This window comes from Cohnella phaseoli, from assembly GCF_003386235.1.
GTDB lineage: Bacteria > Bacillota > Bacilli > Paenibacillales > Paenibacillaceae > Cohnella > Cohnella phaseoli.
Genome location: NZ_QRDZ01000004.1, coordinates 99,649 through 116,693, shown reverse-complemented (window position 1 = coordinate 116,693; position 17,045 = coordinate 99,649). Strand labels below are relative to the sequence as shown.

Sequence of the window (17,045 nt, the reverse complement as noted above, 5' to 3'; positions counted from 1 at the left end):
CACTGCGGTTTGCGTCTATTTCATTCTGCGCATCGTCATTCAGCCCGCTCGGTCGGCCTACCGTAACTCCGATTGTACCGTATGGTCCGCCCCTGGCAGAAGTCGCCGGCGCTCCGCATCGCCTCCTTTCCAAACGAGCATTGTTGTTCAGCCCTTGATAGAACCGATCATGATCCCTCGGACAAAATAACGCTGCACAAACGGGTACAGCAGAATGACCGGGAGGCTGGAGACAACGATGAGCGCGTATTTCAGCTGCTCGCGCAAATTGGCGCGTTCCGCCATCGCTTTCGTATCGATGGAAGCGGTAAGGCTGGGGTCGATCTGATTTTGAATCAGAATGGCTCTGAGAATCATCTGCAGCGGCATCTTGTCGTTCGATTTTAGAAAGATAAGCGCGCTCTGGATGTTGTTCCAGTAGCCGATGGCGTAGAACAGCGCGTTAACCGCGAGGATCGCGCCCGACAACGGCAGCACGATTCGGCGCACGAAGCTGAAATCGCTGCATCCGTCCAGCTTGGCCGCTTCCAGCAGTTCCTTAGGGATGCCCGTCTGGAAAAAAGTGCGCGTAATGATCAGGTTGTAGACGGCAAGCGCCGAAGGCAGGATGACGGCCATCCGGCTGTCGTACAGCCCGAGCTGGTTCACCAGCAAATAAGTCGGGATGAGTCCGCCGCTGAAAAACATCGTAAACGTAAACACGAGCATCAGCGGCGTTCCCGCGCGAAAATCCGGCCTCGACAACGGATAAGCGGCCAGTACGGTCAGCGCAAGACTGATCAGCGTTCCGATTACTGTGTAGAACAGCGTATTGGCGAAGCCTTGCCAAATTCCGGCATACCGGAAGACGGCGCGGTACCCGTCAATGCTCGGATCGACAGGCCACAGCCAGACTTTGCCGGAAGTGACGGCCGACGGCGCGCTAAACGACGAGCTTGCAATGTAAATGAGCGGATAAAGCGTGACGACGAGTGCAGCCAGCAGCAGCAGATTGACCACGGCCGTAAACAGACGGTCGCCGCGAGCCGCGAATAATTTGTCCATCGGTGACATCCTCCTTTACCATAGGCTGGTTTGATTGACTTTACGGGAAATACGGTTGGCCAGAAGTAGCAGGACAAGGTTGATCATCGTGTTGAACAATCCGACCGCGGCCGCGTAGGAATAGTTGGGCAGCGACGAGGCGAGCCCCGTTTTGTACACGTAGGTGGAAATCACTTCCGAACGATCAAGATTAAGCGGATTTTGCATCAGGAAGATCTTGTCGAAGAACCCGAGATTCATGACCTGCCCTACGGCGAGAATAAACGTAATAACGACCGTCGGCATAATGCCGGGAAGATCGATGTGCAGCATCCGCCGGAACTTGGAAGCCCCGTCGACGACCGCCGCCTCGTACAGTTCCTGATCAATGCCGGCCAGCGCGGCGATATAAATAATTGCGTTAAACCCCGCTCCCTGCCATATGTTCGACCAGGCGTACACGCTGCTGAACCATTCCGGTTTGGTCATGAACATGATCGGCTCCCCGCCGAAAAACCGGATGATATTGTTGATGATGCCGTAATCCTGAACGGACAGAAATTGCACCAGCATGCCGACCACGACCGTGACGGATATAAAATACGGCGCGAACGTCGACATCTGCACCCATCGGCGGAAGCGGTTGCGGTTCGTATTGTTGAGCAGCAGCGCTAGCAGCACGAACAGAGGAAACCCGGCCAGCAGCGTGTAGAAGCACACCTCCAACGTGTTCAACACGATCTGTAGAGAGTCGTAGCTGCGGAAAAACTTCTCGAAATATTTCAGACCCGCCCACTCGCTGCCGCCGATGCCATCCACCGCGCGAAAGTTTTTGAAGGCGATCTGCACGCCGTACATCGGCACGTACATAAAAATAACGAGCCAGACAAGCGGCGGCGCGATCATCAAATAAAGCTGGTAATTGCCGCGCACCTCCTTTTTCAGGCTACGAGCGCTGTACCATTTGAGATTGGTTCGATTTCTTTTGTCCATTTTCATAGGCAATACTCCTCGGGTGGCGGATATCAAATCCTTTTTGCAATCGCTTGCAAACCGTTGAACAGGTATGAAGATACCATGCGACAGACCGCGCAGGAAGTGGATTGTCGCCGGATCGGCATGACGGATTCCCGTTTGACGGCGTGGAATCATTCCGAAACCGTGAATGAAGCCGGACGGATCGGCTTCTGTGCGACGCAAGGCTGAGCCGCGCATAGAAAAAAACCGTTAAACGCATGAAAGGCATGTGTTTAACGGTCTTGATAGGGGACTAATCGGCTCAACTTACGATGGATCCTCTAAACCGATCCGCTGCTGTCTGTAAATGGTAGGACTTACGCCGTAATGTCGCTTGAACGCCTTATAAAACGTATTTGGCGTGGCATATCCGCTCAGCCGGGAAATATCTTGCACCGTAACCGCAGGGTCGCCAAGCAGGCGCGCGGCCCGATCCATTCTGAGCATCTCGAGATATTGGGTGAAGCTTTCGCCGATCTGCTCCTTGAACAGCTGGGAAACATACTTTTCCTTAATTCCGAGCTCTGTGGCGAGCGTCGTCAGCGAGAGATCGTCCTGCTCGAATCGGGCATGAACGATGTTCAGGATTTTGTCTTTCCAATGATCCTTCTGACCGCTCCGGCTCGAGGCGGCAATTCTGCACAACTCCAAAAATAAAGCCTCCCCGTCCAGAAACAGTTGCGTAGGCGACCGGTGTCCGATCAAGGCGTCCATTCGAGTCTCCAATCTCTCGGCAACTTCCTGTCCGGTTAAGGCCATCGCCTTGCGCAGCTTGACCGCCGTCCCCCGCATCTCGTACGCCAATTGGGCGGTCGATTCCGGCGAGAGTCTCGCTTCGGCGACATTGCGTTTCCTTAATTCATCGATAATTCCCCGCACTTCCGCTTCGTCTCCCGACTTGATCAGATTCATCATTCGCGTCTCCACATCGGTCGGATAATAATAGTCGTCCAGGTCGTGAAGGATATCGCCGAAAAATACCGGTTCGCGCGCAGTCCGGCGGGTCTCCGCGGCTTCCAGCGCCTGCAGCGCCTCGTCGAAAGAGTTGCGAATTCTGATCAGATGGTCGCAGGGCTTGCCGACGCCAAGCGCGATGCCGATGCCGAACTCTTCCGCCAGCTTTAGCGAAATGGCTTCGGCGGAAGCTTCGATTTCATGACGGAATATCGCCATGTCCCCGACATCAAGACCGATCAGCAGCACCGTCCGCCATTCATCCAGATGATAAAACTTCATGCTGTGGGCAAGGTGCCGTCTGAATTCTTCCTGCACGAGCACTTTGGCCAGATCCAGCCGCTTCAGCAGATCGGGCGTCAAATCGGAAGCGTCGCGCACCCCGATGATACCGACGACGACGGCGACGAACCGGTCGCCTTCCAGCCCTAGGTCGATATAGGAGCGGACCGCTTCGATGTCCGGCTCCTTCGAGAATCCTCCACGCAGCAGCCGTTCCAGGAACGTCGCCTTAACGATTTCCATCTGACGGGATAAATCGCGCTTCAGCTCGTTGCGATTGGCGATCAGCTCGGATATCGTTCCGTCCAAATAGTCCCATGTCGACCCTTTTCGTACGGCGTCGGACAACGGTTCGCCGAAGCCCGAACGAAGCTTGCGCACGATATTCAGAATCGGGCGGCTGCTGCTATAAGAGAACGCAACGGCGATGAGGAGTCCAACCGTAATCGTGACGATCATCGTATAAATGTACAGCCTTTTAATGTAGGCTACTTTTTCCGAAATGACCGACTGCGGGATGGCCGCGACATATTTCCAGCCGGTTGCCCCCGACTCGGCGTGCATAACGATCATCTTTTCTCCATCGACCGTTTGTTCCTTGTAGCCCCGGCTCCCTTGCGTGACGGATGAGGGCAGCTCGCGCATATCCGAATAACCGGTGCCCGTTATCCTCTCGCCTCCGGGCGACACGACGTATATCCAGCCTCGGCTTGGCGCGATCGCGCCCGATAACAGCTCCTTCACCTCGCTCGCGTCAAGCAGCACGACGACCGCGCCCTTATAGGTGTTAAGCGCTCCGATCGGAACAGACTGGACGTACGTGATGACTTGGCGCAGGCTTCCGTTCACCGTAACGCTCGTTTCCGGATAATACGCCGCATAGCGGTAATCGCCGAGAAGATAATCTCGCCACTGCGCATACGTTAAATTGCTGAATCTGAAAAGTTTTCCGTAAAAAGCTTCCACTTCGGCCGTCGGGTGCATGGAGGAAATAAACGCGCCTTTGTTCAAGTAGACGAACGCCTCGCGAATAAGCCTGTTGCCCAGCTTATAATTGGCCAGGTTGTCGGACAACTCTTTCATCGCATAGTAGTCGTCGCCTCCGTACGGCAATTTGGCGTTCAGCAAGTTGCCAAGACGGCCATCGAGCGAAATCTGCGTCCCGATGCTTTCCACCTCGTTCAGCCGCGAATCCAGCAACGCCATGCTTTTTTCCAGTCTGACGATTCCCGTTTCAATCGCTTCCCGTTTCGCCAGCTCGAACGAACGGTTATATACGTATCCTCCGATACCGGAAATGACAAGCAGCAGAATCATATAGTGCACGATAAAACGCATAAATACCGTTCTGACGCTAGGCATCCTACCGTCGGCCATCGGATACGCCCCCTCTCTTCTCAGTCTGTACGGTGCCCGTTTCGCCGAAACGACAAGCGCTTTATCGTCCTGCCGCCCCGAATTGTAAGCACTTTCAAAACAGTGCCGACGTGACAGCGACCGATCCGTCCCCACTTCAGAATCTTACTCTATCACGCGGTCCGACAAATGAATAGTGGATTTACTCCCATTGACCGTGAAAGGTTCCTGTTGAAATCGGATTTTACAGCGGCCACCGATCGACTTCAGACAGGTTGTTTTGGGCTGCTCGGATCGATAAGACCTTGAGCAGTATTCGCAGGTGATGTCTACCTCTCCCACGCACCGCTCTTTCTTCTCGCAACCATCGTGATTTGCAAGGAGATCAACACTTGCTCTTTTAGTAGATTCAAGATCGCTATAGAACTGAACTGCCCCTTTGCTATAGTACTGTCTCGAAGTTGTAGCATCAGCAGAATATGCAGTTCTACGCGATGGAAGTCGGTGTCGGCGTAGATGCTAGGCGCCGAGCAAAAGGTCCCCTCAGCAAAGAGAGGGGACCTGTTTTATTGAATCCTTGCGGGGGTTTCTCCGCAGATTACTGGACTTACTGGACGAAACTGACGCCGTCTATAAACACGGTGTTATCGTTGTTCGTCATGCCCTTGAACAGAATCGTATGATTGCCCGGCGAAGTCGCGAAGGCGTCGGTATAGAAGTCGGCGTAATCGAGCGACGAAGGCGTATACGTTCCGATCAGTCCGCCGTCGAAGTACACGTTGACGGTCTGCGCGCCCCCCGTTCGCCGGGCCATCTTAAAGTGCAATTTGTAGACGCTGGCCACCTCAATAGCGATCGATTGGCTGATCGTGCCCGGACCCTGGATAAAGGCTGCCTGCACGCCATCGGGATAAGCGGCCGGTTATACGGCGAACTGTCGGGGCAGCATTTCCCGATCACAATGATCGCGCAGCCGCCGATCGACGCCGTGGAGGATCTCCCCTATCGGATTCAAAGGGATAGGATCCTGCTGCAGAAAAGCGTCGTTTTCGGCCAGTCCCGATGGATCGTTCCCGCTCCGTCCGAAACGAACCAACCTCTCGTGGAGCACCCGCTGGGAGTGAACACGGAGAAGTTGCTGCTGAAGTGGATCGAGAAGAGCCAGCCCGGCCCCTTCCTAGCGGAGTTCGGCAAGTTGCTGAGCGATTGCGAACGGAGAGAATGTCCCCAGATTAAGCTGGAAGGCGTGCTTAAACGGGTCGTTCAGCTATTTCAACAGACGAATCCTTGGCTGAATCAGACCCGTATGCTTGAAATCGAACTTGAAATCGACGAGATCGTCTCCAGTTCGTATAAATACTCCTCCATCTATGAGGGAATGTCGGTTATTCTGGATCAATTGTTTCATCTCGTGCTAGCCGAAAGCCGTTCCAAAGAAGATCAGTCGAAGCTGGCACTCGGGATCGAACGCTATATCCTGAATCGTTATACCGAGTTGCTGTCGCTGCCATCCATCGCGGAGTATTTCGGCATAACGCCGGCGACCGTGAGCAGCCTGTTCAAGAAGTACAAAGGCATTCCTCCGATGGAGTTCATGATTCGCCTGCGCATCGAGAAAGCGAAAGAGTTGCTCCGGATCGTCCCCCCGTTGACGATTAGAGACGTGGCTGCCGCCATCGGATATGAAGATCCCTATTACATGAGTCGGCTGTTCAAATCCGTGTCGGGCATGAGCCCTTCGGAATTCCGGGATACGCGTTAGTTTGCGTACAAACGCTTCCTTGGGTCGGCCTGAACAGGACGTTCAAGCCGGCTTAGGAAAAGAAGCAACCGAGGCGCATCCTCGGTTGCTTCAGTGGTCGCGTGAAAAGGCGAACCGATCAAGATCGTCTCGTCGATGTTCCGTTCGAAGGGGCTATTCTATCTGGCTGCCGTACCCGCAATCGACAACGTGGAAGATTATAACAAAAAACCAGTATTAGCAATAAACTCTGCTATTACTGGCTTTAAATTTGGTCTCAAACCTATGACCTGAAATGTCTCAATTATCGATGTAATGAGTCTCAACTATAACCGTTACCCAAAGCTTCCACACTAACTCCCCTACACCTTATAAGCCTTCATAGCCTTCACGATTTCCTTCATCGAAGGACGCTTGCCGTACATCAGTACGCCGACGCGGTAGATTTTCGCGGAGAGCCAGCCGATAGCCAGAATCGAAGCGATCAGAATACCGATGGACAGCGCGATCTCCCACCAAGCCGGTTCGGCCAAGCCGATCCGCAGGAACATGAGGAACGGGGAGAAGAACGGAATGTACTGGCAGACGACCATCAGCGTGCTGTCCGGCTGGTTCAGGCCGAACATGGCGATGTAGAAGCCGACAAGCGTGAGCATCGTAATCGGCATAACGGCCTGGCCGAGGTCCTCGGTACGGCTGACGATCGATCCAACCGCCGCGAACAAGGTCGCGTACAGGAAGAAGCCCGCCAGGTAGAAGAATACCGCGTAAACCAGCAGCAGCGGATCGATCGAGCTAAGATCGAAGCCGAAGCTTTTCAGAATGTCCGTGTTGTGCGGCAGCGTCAAGTTTGCGACTAGCGCGCCGACCAGAACGACGATTTGAATCATGGCCACGAGGAACGTTCCGAGAATTTTCCCCCACATCTGCTTCAGAGGAGATACGCTTGTCACGATGATTTCCATAACGCGGGAGCTCTTCTCCGCCGTAATCTCGGTAGCGATCAGTTGTCCCGTGATCATAACGGCCATGAAAAGCATGATGATCATAATGTACGTCAACGCGATGGCCATGCCCTGCTCTTCCTCTGTCTTGCCTTTCTCATCCGTGAAGCTGACCTTCTGGGTCTGGAATGCAACCGGCGCGTATAGCTGCGCCTTCTGCGTCTCGTCCAGCCCTGCGCCCTCAAGCAAGGTATCGTATTTGACCTGTTGAAGAGCGGTCGCCAGCGAGGAGGAAATTCCTCCCTCGAATGCACTCTTGGAGTTGTAAGTGACTTTCGGGAACCCGGCCGCCGCATCGTCCGCGAACGTCAGGTAGCCTTTAAGATCGCCGTTCTCCAGCGCGGACTTCAATTGTTCCTCGGATGCCATGCCGACAAGCTCCACCTTAGGCTCCGGCAGCTTCGCGTAGTGATCTTTCAGCCCCTCTACGACCTGAGCCTGGCTTGCTTCCGCATAGCCGATTTTCGCGGCTTCGCCATCTCCGCCCCCGCTAAGCTTGTCGATCAGATAAGGCAGGTTGCCCCCAACGATCATCAGCGCCGCGAGCACCACCGTCATAATAATAAATCCTTTGCTGCGCAGCTTGTTGCGCATCGTAAACGACATTACCGTCCATAAGCTATTATTCATGGCTCTCACCTACCGTTTTAATAAAGATTTCGTTAAGCGTCGGTTCCAAGACTTCGAAGCGGTTAATCGGACCTTGCAGCAGAGCGTGCTTCAGAATACGCTGACCGACTTCCGGAGAATCTACCTTTAACTCGTAGCCGCCGTGCTCGTGCCGGAATACGTGCTTCACTCCGGTGATCGTATCCAATCCCTCAATCGTTCCGTCGCCCGCGACGATAACCCGCTCCTGAGGAAACTTCTTTTTGATTTCCTTGATCGGCCCTTGCAGTACCGGATTGGATTTGTGCATGATCGTAATGTTACGGCACAGCTCCTCGACATGCTCCATTCGGTGCGTGGAGAACACGATGCTCGTTCCTCCGTCCCGCAGCTCTTTGACCGTCGATTTGAGCAGCTCCACATTAACCGGGTCGAGTCCGCTGAACGCCTCGTCGAGAATGAGAATTTTCGGATTATGGATGACCGCCGCGATAAACTGGATTTTCTGCTGGTTGCCCTTGGACAGCTCTTCGACCTTCTTGTTGTAATACTCCGGCACCTGGAACTTATCCAGCCACATTTTCAGATTCTTGTCCGCATCCTTGCGGGACATGCCGCGCAGCTGAGCCAGATACAGAATCTGCTCGCTTACCTTGATCTTCGGATACATCCCCCGCTCTTCCGGCAGGTAGCCCAGCATGCTAAGCTGCTGCTCGCTGTAGGGATTGCCTAAGTAACGAACATCGCCCTCGTCCGGCAAAATCAAGCCCAGAATCATACGCATCGTCGTCGTTTTCCCCGCGCCATTGGCGCCCAGCAGTCCGTAGATTTCCCCTGCCGCTACATCGAAGCTAAGACCGTTAACGGCCCTCTTGTCGCCGTAATTTTTAATAATTTTATCTACCTTCAATGAATTCATCGTCTTGCTTCCTCCTTTCGAATTAAACAGCTCAATATATCTTCCAGCTCCATACGCTGGACGGCTACCACACGGAATCCGTTGTCGCGGCAATAAGCTTCGCCCCGCTCGGGATCGTCCACTTCAAGCCGGTAGAGCCCCGCTCCCGCTTCCGACAAGCCTTGAAAACCGGGAGCTCGCTGAAGCATCTCGCTTCCGCCCTTCGCGGCATAATCGATCTGCACGACGATCGTTCGCCAATCGTCCAGCAACCGATCTTTCTCGTAGAGCCCCAAAACTTTGCCTCTGTAGATAAACAGGATGTAATCTGCCAGTCGCTTGATTTCCTCTAAAATATGGGTAGCCAACACAAGCGTCCGATCGCCGGGCTCCATATAACGCCCCAGCTCCTCCAGCATCGTCTTCCAAGCGAACGGATCCAATCCCGATGAGGGTTCGTCGAGCAGCAGCAGGTCCGGGTCGTGCGCCATCGCAATGGAGAGCTCGGCCTTTCGTCTCATTCCTTTCGACATTTTGGACAGCTTGATTCCGCCGTCTACGTCGAAATGTCGGAGCAGCTTATTGTACCTCTCCCACTCCCAGCTCGGATACCAGTTCGAAGCGAACTTCGCTTTCTCGTTGGCGGTCAGATGACTCTCGTGAGCATGCGGGTTTTCGGCCAGAAATCCGATTCTGCTCTTATACTGGTCGCCCTGGTTTCCGTCCAGCAGCGTGCCGAGCATCTCAATTTCTCCCGCCCGGACCGGCTCTAATCCCAGCAAAGCCCGAAACAGCGTGCTCTTGCCCGAGCCGTTCGGTCCGACGATCGCTGTAACCATCCCTTTAGGAATGCTGCAATCCACGGGGCCAAGAGCGAACCGTTCGTGCTGCAGCTTCATGCCGCGAAGGGAAATTGCAGCTTCCATATTCGCAATCGTCATGACGAGTCCTCCCCTTTCTCCGTCGCTTTTCGATGCAGCGCTTGCCGGAACGCCGTCTCGATCTCCTCCGGCGCACAGCCTAGCTGCAGCCCGATTTCGATCGCTTTTTCCAACTCCTGGGTCAACCTCTCTAGTCGATGCTCATCCCGAGCGACCGGCTCCACGCCTGCAACGAACGTCCCCGTGCCCTGTCTGGTGCGTATCAGGCCTTCGTTTTCAAGATCTTGATACACTCTCCTAACCGTGATCGCGCTGCATTTCAGCGATACCGCCAACTCGCGAATCGAAGGCAGAAGAGTTCCTTCCTTCAGCTGTCCGCCGAGGATCAGGCCGCGAAGCTGCACCTCGATCTGGTGATAGAGCGGTTCCGGACGTTGTTCGTCAATCCGTATCGGCAGCCACACAAGCTCACCCCTCTTTCCTTGTCCGCCGCTTAGAGCGGCAACGATCTTCTGCGGATGCGTTCGATGGTCAGCTTATGTCCAATCAGGACCGAGGCTGCCGCGACGACCGCCATTCCGAGTATCGTCACCGGGCCGTACCCGTCTTTAATTAAATTCAACACGCTATGGAATACGTTTACTCCCTGCCACGTTAGCACGATCGAGAGCAATGCCACCGCGATCATCAGTCCGAAGTAGACCAAGCAATATTGCTTTCCGGTATATCCCAGCTCCATCAGAATAATGACCGGTATTATGATTAGCGCATAGCACATCCAGATCAGCCCGTTTTCGATCCATTGCATCGGCGTAACGTAATCTCGCAGCGCCGGCGTCAACAAGTACTGCGCCAGAAGGTAAACCCCGCCAATGATCGGAAGCATGACCGCGCTCTGCAGCATTCTGGCCCGAACGATCGAAGCGGCCGGGATCGGCATCGTACGCCATTGAGCGAGTCTTTTCGAATAGTAATCGTCTCTCCACATGTTCCAAGAGGACTTGTTCATCACCATTCCGAAGATCGGATACATGGCCAGGGTCACCCAATCGATAAGGCCGTTTATGGCTCGCGGCACATCTTCTTCTCCTCCCAACACCCCATCGATGGCGGCGCTGTTGATCACCCCCAGATAAATGGCGAATACGAGGGTAAAGAGCATGCCGAACCGTTCTCGTCTCCACAAATAAGCTCCGATATAAGCGACGGCTTGCCGCTGGCTCATTTTCATTCCCCCAGCACAGTGTTCATGTGTGTATATCCATATACACACTATACAGTGCATAACACCTATCGTCAATACCTGGAAGGAATCTTTTTTCCTTATGGCGAATGATTGTAAGTAAAACTTATGCTTACCGTTTAATTAACCGTTCTGCGTACCTGCTCAGCCATCCAGAAAACCCACTGAAAGCGAGCTGTTCCTATGAAAATCAAAAGATTGGCGCTTGTGTGCGCTTCGCTGCTCGTCCTAACGCTTTTTCCGCAGCCTTGGACGGCTTCCTCCGCGACAACCCCGCTGACGTCCGGCCTTCCGGCCCGCAGCGCGCAGGAAATCTCCGCTCAATGGAAAAAGCTGATGCAGCCTGCGGCGGATTACGAGAACCCGTATGCGAGTCTGCCTTCCGTCAGCAAGCCGTACGCTCCAGGCTCTCTGAAGCCGGGCTACATCCGGGACGGCGTGAACGCCGTCAACTTCTACCGCTTTATAAGCGGCCTTCCTTACGACTTGAGCGCGACGGCAAGCCTGAATGACCAAGCTCAGCATGGCGCGGTGCTGCTCGCCGCAGACGACGATTTCAGCCATGAGCCCGCACGACCGGCGGACATGCCCCAAGCCTTCTATAAGAAAGGGTATGAATCCGCGTCCGCGTCCAATCTGTATGCGTACTACGGCTATGAGGATCATACGATGGCGCTGTCGATCGACGCCTATATGGAAGATTCCGATACAAGCAATCTGGCCGAGGTCGGGCATCGCAGATGGATTCTGAATCCGGCTCTGAAGCGAATCGGACTGGGGCAGGCCGCAAGCGAGTCGGGATGGCTCTATACCGTCATGCAAGTGTTCGACGAGAGCAGGACCAAAGTGCCCGACTACAACTATGTCCCTTATCCCGCTCAGGGAGCGTTCCCGCTGGAGGTATTCGGTCCGAACTACGCCTGGTCGATCAGTCTGAACGAAGCGAAATTCCGGGCGCCGGAGGCAAAAAAGATCACAGTAACGGTCGTACGGCAGAGCGATCGAAAAACGTGGACGCTGAATTCGAAATCCGGCAAAGTGGCTGAAAAGGGCAATTACTTTAACGTGGATACGAACGGGTACGGCTCGGGGACTGCGATTATTTTCCGCCCGGGCGGCATTGCAGAGTATAAGGAAGGGGATCGTTATCAAGTGACGATCCGCGGGCTGCTCTCGAAATCGGGAACTGCCCAGACGCTGTCTTATAGCGTGAATTTCGTTCGTGCGGCCAAATGAGGTATAATCAATCGATTACAATCATCCCAAGATGCGAGAGGAACGATCAACTTTAAATATGAGAAAAGAAACTAAAGGCTCCCGTCGGCAAGCAGCGGCTTCTCCGGGCCGCAAGCCTGCACCCGCCAGAAGGCTTCAAGTAACGGAGCCCGGCGAATTGTTAGAATTTCTGCTGGCCAAGCTTGCGCCGCAAGGACGCAACAGCATTAAATCTATGCTCGCTCACGGTCAGATCGCGGTCGACGATCGGATTGAGAAGCAGTACAACCATCCGCTTCGCCCCGGCCAGACGGTGACCGTGAGCAAAACTCGCTCATCGGCGTCAGCGCCTCTTGTCGGCCTGCGCATTCTACACGAAGACGATGCGGTGATCGTCGTTCATAAGGACGCCGGACTGCTGTCGATCGCGACCGCGCAGGAAACCGAGCTGACCGCCTATCGGCAGCTGACCGCCCACGTTCGTCAGGCCGATCCCAAAGCGCGTATTTTCGTGCTCCATCGATTGGACAGAGAGACGTCCGGCGTCATGATGTTTGCCAAGAGCGAGCAGATTCAGAAAAAAATGCAGGACAATTGGAAGGATGTCGTTACGGAGAGGAAATATGTCGCGTTGGTTGAGGGCCTTGTTAAGAAAGCCAGCGGAACGATCTCGTCCTGGCTGAAGGAAACTTCGACGCTGAAAATGTATTCCAGTCCCGTAGCGAACGACGGGCAGCATGCGATCACGCACTACAAGGTGCTGAGAGCGAGCCGCAACTATTCCCTGGTGGAGCTTGAGCTGGAAACCGGACGCAAAAACCAGATTCGCGTTCATATGCAGGACATCGGTCATCCGATCGCCAGCGACAAGAAGTACGGCGCGAAGACAAAGCCGTTCTCCCGCCTTGGCCTTCACGCCCGCGTGCTTGCCTTCGAGCATCCGACGACCGGCAAGCCGATGCGCTTCGAGACGGACATCCCTAAGCCGTTCCTGAGTCAATTTAAGGAAGAGGCTCGTTAGTCAAGGGAATGGCGGCGGATCTATTTGCACACAAGGGTTTACGCGGGGAAGTTTGTGCGGAAAATCGTACAACACAGCTCGAATCAGGCTTAAACGGCGGACGTTTGTTCGAAAAGTCGTACAAAGCTGCTCTACTCAAGGTCAAACGACGGAAGTTTGTAGGGGAAATCGTACAAATCGAACAAAATGAAGGGTTGTATGTCACTTGAGCGTCCTCGATGATTGTGCGGATAACTACTGGTAATTAACTGAAAGCGTTATGAGTCATGAATAGCCTAGAGACTGCCTCATAAGCCCCTGAAATTAGGAACGGATTTACCCGTTCCTATTTCAGGGGCTTACAGCATCGTAGGGAGATACATCCACCTTAACCTTTATCATCGATCATCTTGTACGACCTGTCTTATGGAACAGCCCCTTACTCTTCCACAACAACACGTTCGCAGCTCGCTTCGTCGATGGAGACTGCCTCCCCCGCTTCCTCGAAACGATTGCCCCTAACCAAAGCCGTATCCAACGACTCCAGCCTAACGGCGACCGCGCCGTTGCCACGAATGAAATTGTCGGTAAACGCGAACGACCGGTGAGTTCCGAGGCCGGCACGCTCGCTTTCCGTCATCACGGCGAGCGCGGATGTCTTACGGTACGTCCCTGCTCCGAAGCCGCACGAGAGGAATTCGTTCCGCGTCACCATCACGTTCGCCGTCGAGATCGATTCCTTCCAACCGTCCGCGCAGTTCACGTGAATGGCCGTTCCGGTGCAATGATCGAACGTATTGCCGGAAATCTCCGCGTCCCGGGTCTGCACCAGAATAGCCCGTGCGCGGTTGTTGCGGACGAGGCTGTCGCGAAATCGCAGCTTGGCGATTCGCGACGCATTTGCGAGCAGATCTTCCACAGAGAACCGCTCCGGAAGAGGCTCCTTGAAGCGCAGCGCGATGCCCCCATCCTCATCCGTCTCGACCTCGCGTACATGCAGCGTCGCATAAGGCTGCAAGTCGCGACGACTGGTGAACTCGATTGTGTCGCCGACGACGGGAACTTCCGGACATTCCGATTGGATGTCCGCATCCACTCCGCATAGGAGCGTATCGTCCCCCTTGCGTTCCCTGATGCCGAGATAGAAGCCGTGCACGTTAGTTGCGTCGTCCCCCATCCCTTCGAACAGGCAATCGTCGAACTCGATCGTTCCCATGCATCCGATAAAATGCGTCGCATCCGTGTTGGCGCTCATGATCCGTCCGCTTCCGGGACGCCTCATGACTCGAAGCTCGCGCATCGAGACATCGCCGCAGTTGTGACCGATCACGCCCATCCCAGGCGCGGCGTAGACAGTCGCATTCTCCAGCTCGACGCGATCGCAGCCGTAAAACAGGAAAGCCGCCTTGTAATTCATGACATGCCGTACGATGACAGACATTCCGATCCCCGGAACCGCACGGTTGCCGCCACCGCCTTCCCGCATGCGAGCGCGCGGCGATTCCTTAAGCGTTACGCGCAACGTTTGCGGACCCGTCAACTCCGTGCGCTCTGCGATATGGAACCAGTCCACCGTTCCGCGCAGCGGGTAATCGCTTCCCGGGATATAATCAATCAGTCCTGCGACCGGTATCCCTGAACGAACGGGATATTCGGAATCGAATTCGATCTCGAAGCCGTCCTCGTCGACCGAGACGATCCTTCCTTGCGAAAACGGCGGTCTGCTCCAGTCTACGACGACATTGCGGATTTCGACGCGACTGCAATTTTTGAAGCAAAACGGCTGGATCAGGCCATGACACATTAAGGTGGAGCCTTGAAAATCCAGGACGATGCGCTCTATTCCTTCCGCGCGGATCAGAACGTTCTTGCTCTCCGTGTCGTCTCCCAGATCCCACGAACCATTGCCCGCCATCAGCGTTTCGAAATCCTGGATCGCTTTGGCGTCCGCAATCTCGTACCGTCCGCGCTTAAACCTGAACACCCGCACTCCTTCATTCAAACCGTCGCGAATGAACGCCCGAATCCGATCGGCCGTATTTTCGCCCGTATCCGGCTCGATGCCGAACCTTGTCGCTTCCCGCACTGCGTCCATCCGATCTTCTCCGTCTCTATTATCGATTCGCGTTCTTCGCTTTGTAGATGTCCGTCCAGGCCTGCTCCACGTCCGCCAAGCCGAGCTTGTCGGCCTTCTCGATAAATTCCGCGTACAGGCTCATCGCCGTCGATTCATCCTTGGCGAAAATCATTTTCGAATAATAGCCGGAGTACAGGTCGATGATTTTCTTCTCCACGATCCCGATCGGCGTCGACGAATCCAGCGTAATGCCGGCGATCGAGGGATCGTACTCGACGTAATCGGCGAACAGCTTGTTGTACTCGGCGAATTGCGGATCGCTCGCATCCCATTCCGGTTCATTCCACCAGGTGGAGTTGGCGGTCAGCCAATATTCCGAGAGCCCGTTCTTCTCTGCGACGCCGGACCAGTCCTTCTGCTTCTCCGCCCAATATTCCGGCAGGTACGTCGCTTTGCCGTCGACCATGCGGTAATGCGGACCTTGCGCGGCATCCACGTAAGTCTCCCCTTCGACGCCCCATTTCGTCAGCTTGTGGCCTTCCTGGGAGGACAGGAACGACAGGAACTGTATCGCCCTCTCCGGGTTCTTGTTCGTCTTCGGAATGGCGATCGCCGTCCAACCGCTTCCGTCTCTTACTTGTTTATAGGATGGGAACGGAGCCATTACGACATAGGAAGTGTTCGGATTGTCCGCAGGCACCTTCGTTCCGTCTCCGATCGTCCATACATAGGAGATGACATCTCCGTTATTCATTTTCTGCGTGGAAATATCTTTCGAATCGATATAGGAGTCCTTGGTTAGCAGCCCTTTGATCGCCAGCTTGTTCAGGAATTGAATGACATTCTGGTATTCCGCGCTTCTGAGCCCCGATTTCAGCGTATCGCCTTCCTTGACGAGTCCTTGAACGCCGAGCATCGCGGATGTTCCGAGCGTGACGACTTCGGTCAGATGCTTCGCGTTCGGAATGCCGCTTGCGCTCGTATAGAACCCGATCTTGTCCTTATGAAGCGCCTGAATCTGCTCCAGCGCCGCGATGAACGCATCTTGGGTTCCGATGTCCGGCTTGCCGATCTCTTCCCAATAATCCTTGCGGATCGACCAGGACGTTTGATTGGAACCGATGAGCGCGTTGTATTTTCTCGCGGACTCCTGGTATTGCTTGCCTTCGATGAAACTGACCAGCTTGTAGGTTTTGCCGTCGGCGGATTTGTAATTGGTCAGCGCCTCCTCCGGCAGAACGTTCCTCATCTCTGGCGCGTATTGATCGATCAGTTCGTCTAGCGAATACAGCATCTCTCCATCGATCATCCGCTGCAAAGCCGGATCGGACTTATCCAACAGCACGAAATCGGGAAGCTCGCGGTTCGACAGCATGATGTTGATTTTCTGATTATCGTCGGATACCGGCTTCGTAATATTGAGGGTTATTCCCGTCTTCTCCGTAATGCTCTTAGCGGCCGGATCGGACCAGTTCAACGCATACCACGAAAAGTTGACGTACATGTCGAACGTGATCGGCTCGGTCGACGGCGCTTGCGGCGATGCTGCGGCGGATTCCGATGGACTCGTGGACGCGGACCCGGTCGCGGCCGGTTCCGATGAAGCCGAACTTCCTTTGTTAGATGAACAACCGGCAAGCAGACCTGCGATAAGAACCGCGCAAATGAACCAGGCGAAGCTTGTTTTGCTTTTTCTCATGCTTCTCATGCGAGATGACCTCCTAGTATTCTATTTATTTTAACTC

At 54.5% G+C, this 17,045-nt stretch carries 15 protein-coding genes; 4 read left to right on the top strand and 11 right to left on the bottom strand.

The window, feature by feature from the left end; all coding sequences use genetic code 11:
- Positions 1–147 precede the first annotated feature (147 nt).
- Both DFP98_RS06795 and DFP98_RS06790 read right to left on the bottom strand, forming a co-directional pair.
- Positions 148–1,044 carry a carbohydrate ABC transporter permease gene (locus DFP98_RS06795; RefSeq protein ID WP_116059815.1) on the bottom strand — a complete coding sequence of 299 codons (897 nt, stop codon included), beginning with the start codon at positions 1,042–1,044 and terminating at the stop codon, positions 148–150.
- A gap of 15 nt (positions 1,045–1,059) precedes the next feature.
- On the bottom strand, positions 1,060–2,022 hold the full coding sequence (locus DFP98_RS06790) for an ABC transporter permease (RefSeq protein WP_116059814.1): 963 nt from the start codon (positions 2,020–2,022) through the stop codon (positions 1,060–1,062).
- A gap of 78 nt (positions 2,023–2,100) precedes the next feature.
- On the opposite strand from DFP98_RS06790, the gene DFP98_RS39990 reads away from it, so the two are divergent.
- Positions 2,101–2,229, top strand: coding sequence for a hypothetical protein (locus tag DFP98_RS39990; protein ID WP_281275130.1), 129 nt, complete (start codon positions 2,101–2,103; stop codon positions 2,227–2,229).
- 78 nt (positions 2,230–2,307) lie between these two features.
- On the opposite strand, the gene DFP98_RS06785 is transcribed toward DFP98_RS39990, so the two are convergent.
- Together DFP98_RS06785 and DFP98_RS38955 are read right to left on the bottom strand one after the other, a co-directional pair.
- The gene (locus DFP98_RS06785; protein ID WP_116059813.1) at positions 2,308–4,653 is read right to left on the bottom strand and encodes a helix-turn-helix domain-containing protein; all 2,346 of its coding nucleotides are present in this window, start codon (positions 4,651–4,653) and stop codon (positions 2,308–2,310) included.
- A 586-nt stretch (positions 4,654–5,239) separates the two neighbouring features.
- On the bottom strand, positions 5,240–5,533 hold the full coding sequence (locus DFP98_RS38955) for a hypothetical protein (protein WP_181917522.1): 294 nt from the start codon (positions 5,531–5,533) through the stop codon (positions 5,240–5,242).
- A gap of 60 nt (positions 5,534–5,593) precedes the next feature.
- Here DFP98_RS38955 and DFP98_RS06780 point away from each other — a divergent pair, with 60 nt between their 5' ends.
- A complete protein-coding gene (locus tag DFP98_RS06780) occupies positions 5,594–6,394 on the top strand; it encodes a helix-turn-helix transcriptional regulator (RefSeq protein ID WP_181917521.1) in 801 nt (266 codons plus the stop codon).
- Between the two features lie 341 nt (positions 6,395–6,735).
- Here DFP98_RS06780 and DFP98_RS06775 read toward each other — a convergent pair whose 3' ends face one another.
- The 5 genes from DFP98_RS06775 to DFP98_RS06755 are packed head-to-tail and all read right to left on the bottom strand — an operon-like array spanning position 6,736 to position 10,990.
- Positions 6,736–8,007 carry an ABC transporter permease gene (locus tag DFP98_RS06775; protein WP_116059811.1) on the bottom strand — a complete coding sequence of 424 codons (1,272 nt, stop codon included), beginning with the start codon at positions 8,005–8,007 and terminating at the stop codon, positions 6,736–6,738.
- Positions 8,000–8,905 carry an ABC transporter ATP-binding protein gene (locus DFP98_RS06770; RefSeq protein WP_116059810.1) on the bottom strand — a complete coding sequence of 302 codons (906 nt, stop codon included), beginning with the start codon at positions 8,903–8,905 and terminating at the stop codon, positions 8,000–8,002. The genes DFP98_RS06775 and DFP98_RS06770 overlap by 8 nt, the downstream gene beginning before the upstream one ends.
- Complete coding sequence (locus DFP98_RS06765; protein WP_116059809.1) at positions 8,902–9,825, bottom strand: ATP-binding cassette domain-containing protein; 924 nt, start codon at positions 9,823–9,825, stop codon at positions 8,902–8,904. Before DFP98_RS06765 ends, DFP98_RS06770 begins: the two co-directional genes overlap by 4 nt.
- Complete coding sequence (locus DFP98_RS06760; RefSeq protein WP_116059808.1) at positions 9,822–10,229, bottom strand: GntR family transcriptional regulator; 408 nt, start codon at positions 10,227–10,229, stop codon at positions 9,822–9,824. The genes DFP98_RS06765 and DFP98_RS06760 overlap by 4 nt, the downstream gene beginning before the upstream one ends.
- 29 nt (positions 10,230–10,258) lie before the next feature.
- The gene (locus DFP98_RS06755; RefSeq protein WP_116059807.1) at positions 10,259–10,990 is read right to left on the bottom strand and encodes a hypothetical protein; all 732 of its coding nucleotides are present in this window, start codon (positions 10,988–10,990) and stop codon (positions 10,259–10,261) included.
- A gap of 201 nt (positions 10,991–11,191) precedes the next feature.
- Between DFP98_RS06755 and DFP98_RS06750 the strand changes: the two genes are divergently transcribed.
- Both DFP98_RS06750 and DFP98_RS06745 read left to right on the top strand, forming a co-directional pair.
- The gene (locus tag DFP98_RS06750) at positions 11,192–12,244 is read left to right on the top strand and encodes a CAP domain-containing protein (RefSeq protein WP_116059806.1); all 1,053 of its coding nucleotides are present in this window, start codon (positions 11,192–11,194) and stop codon (positions 12,242–12,244) included.
- Between the two features lie 58 nt (positions 12,245–12,302).
- Positions 12,303–13,244, top strand: a complete 942-nt coding sequence (locus DFP98_RS06745) for an RluA family pseudouridine synthase (protein WP_246016441.1) — start codon at positions 12,303–12,305, stop codon at positions 13,242–13,244.
- A gap of 418 nt (positions 13,245–13,662) precedes the next feature.
- Here DFP98_RS06745 and DFP98_RS06735 read toward each other — a convergent pair whose 3' ends face one another.
- Together DFP98_RS06735 and DFP98_RS06730 are read right to left on the bottom strand one after the other, a co-directional pair.
- Complete coding sequence (locus DFP98_RS06735; RefSeq protein ID WP_116059803.1) at positions 13,663–15,318, bottom strand: right-handed parallel beta-helix repeat-containing protein; 1,656 nt, start codon at positions 15,316–15,318, stop codon at positions 13,663–13,665.
- Positions 15,319–15,337: 19 nt separating this feature from the next.
- Positions 15,338–17,008 carry an extracellular solute-binding protein gene (locus DFP98_RS06730; RefSeq protein WP_116059802.1) on the bottom strand — a complete coding sequence of 557 codons (1,671 nt, stop codon included), beginning with the start codon at positions 17,006–17,008 and terminating at the stop codon, positions 15,338–15,340.
- Positions 17,009–17,045: the final 37 nt, after the last annotated feature.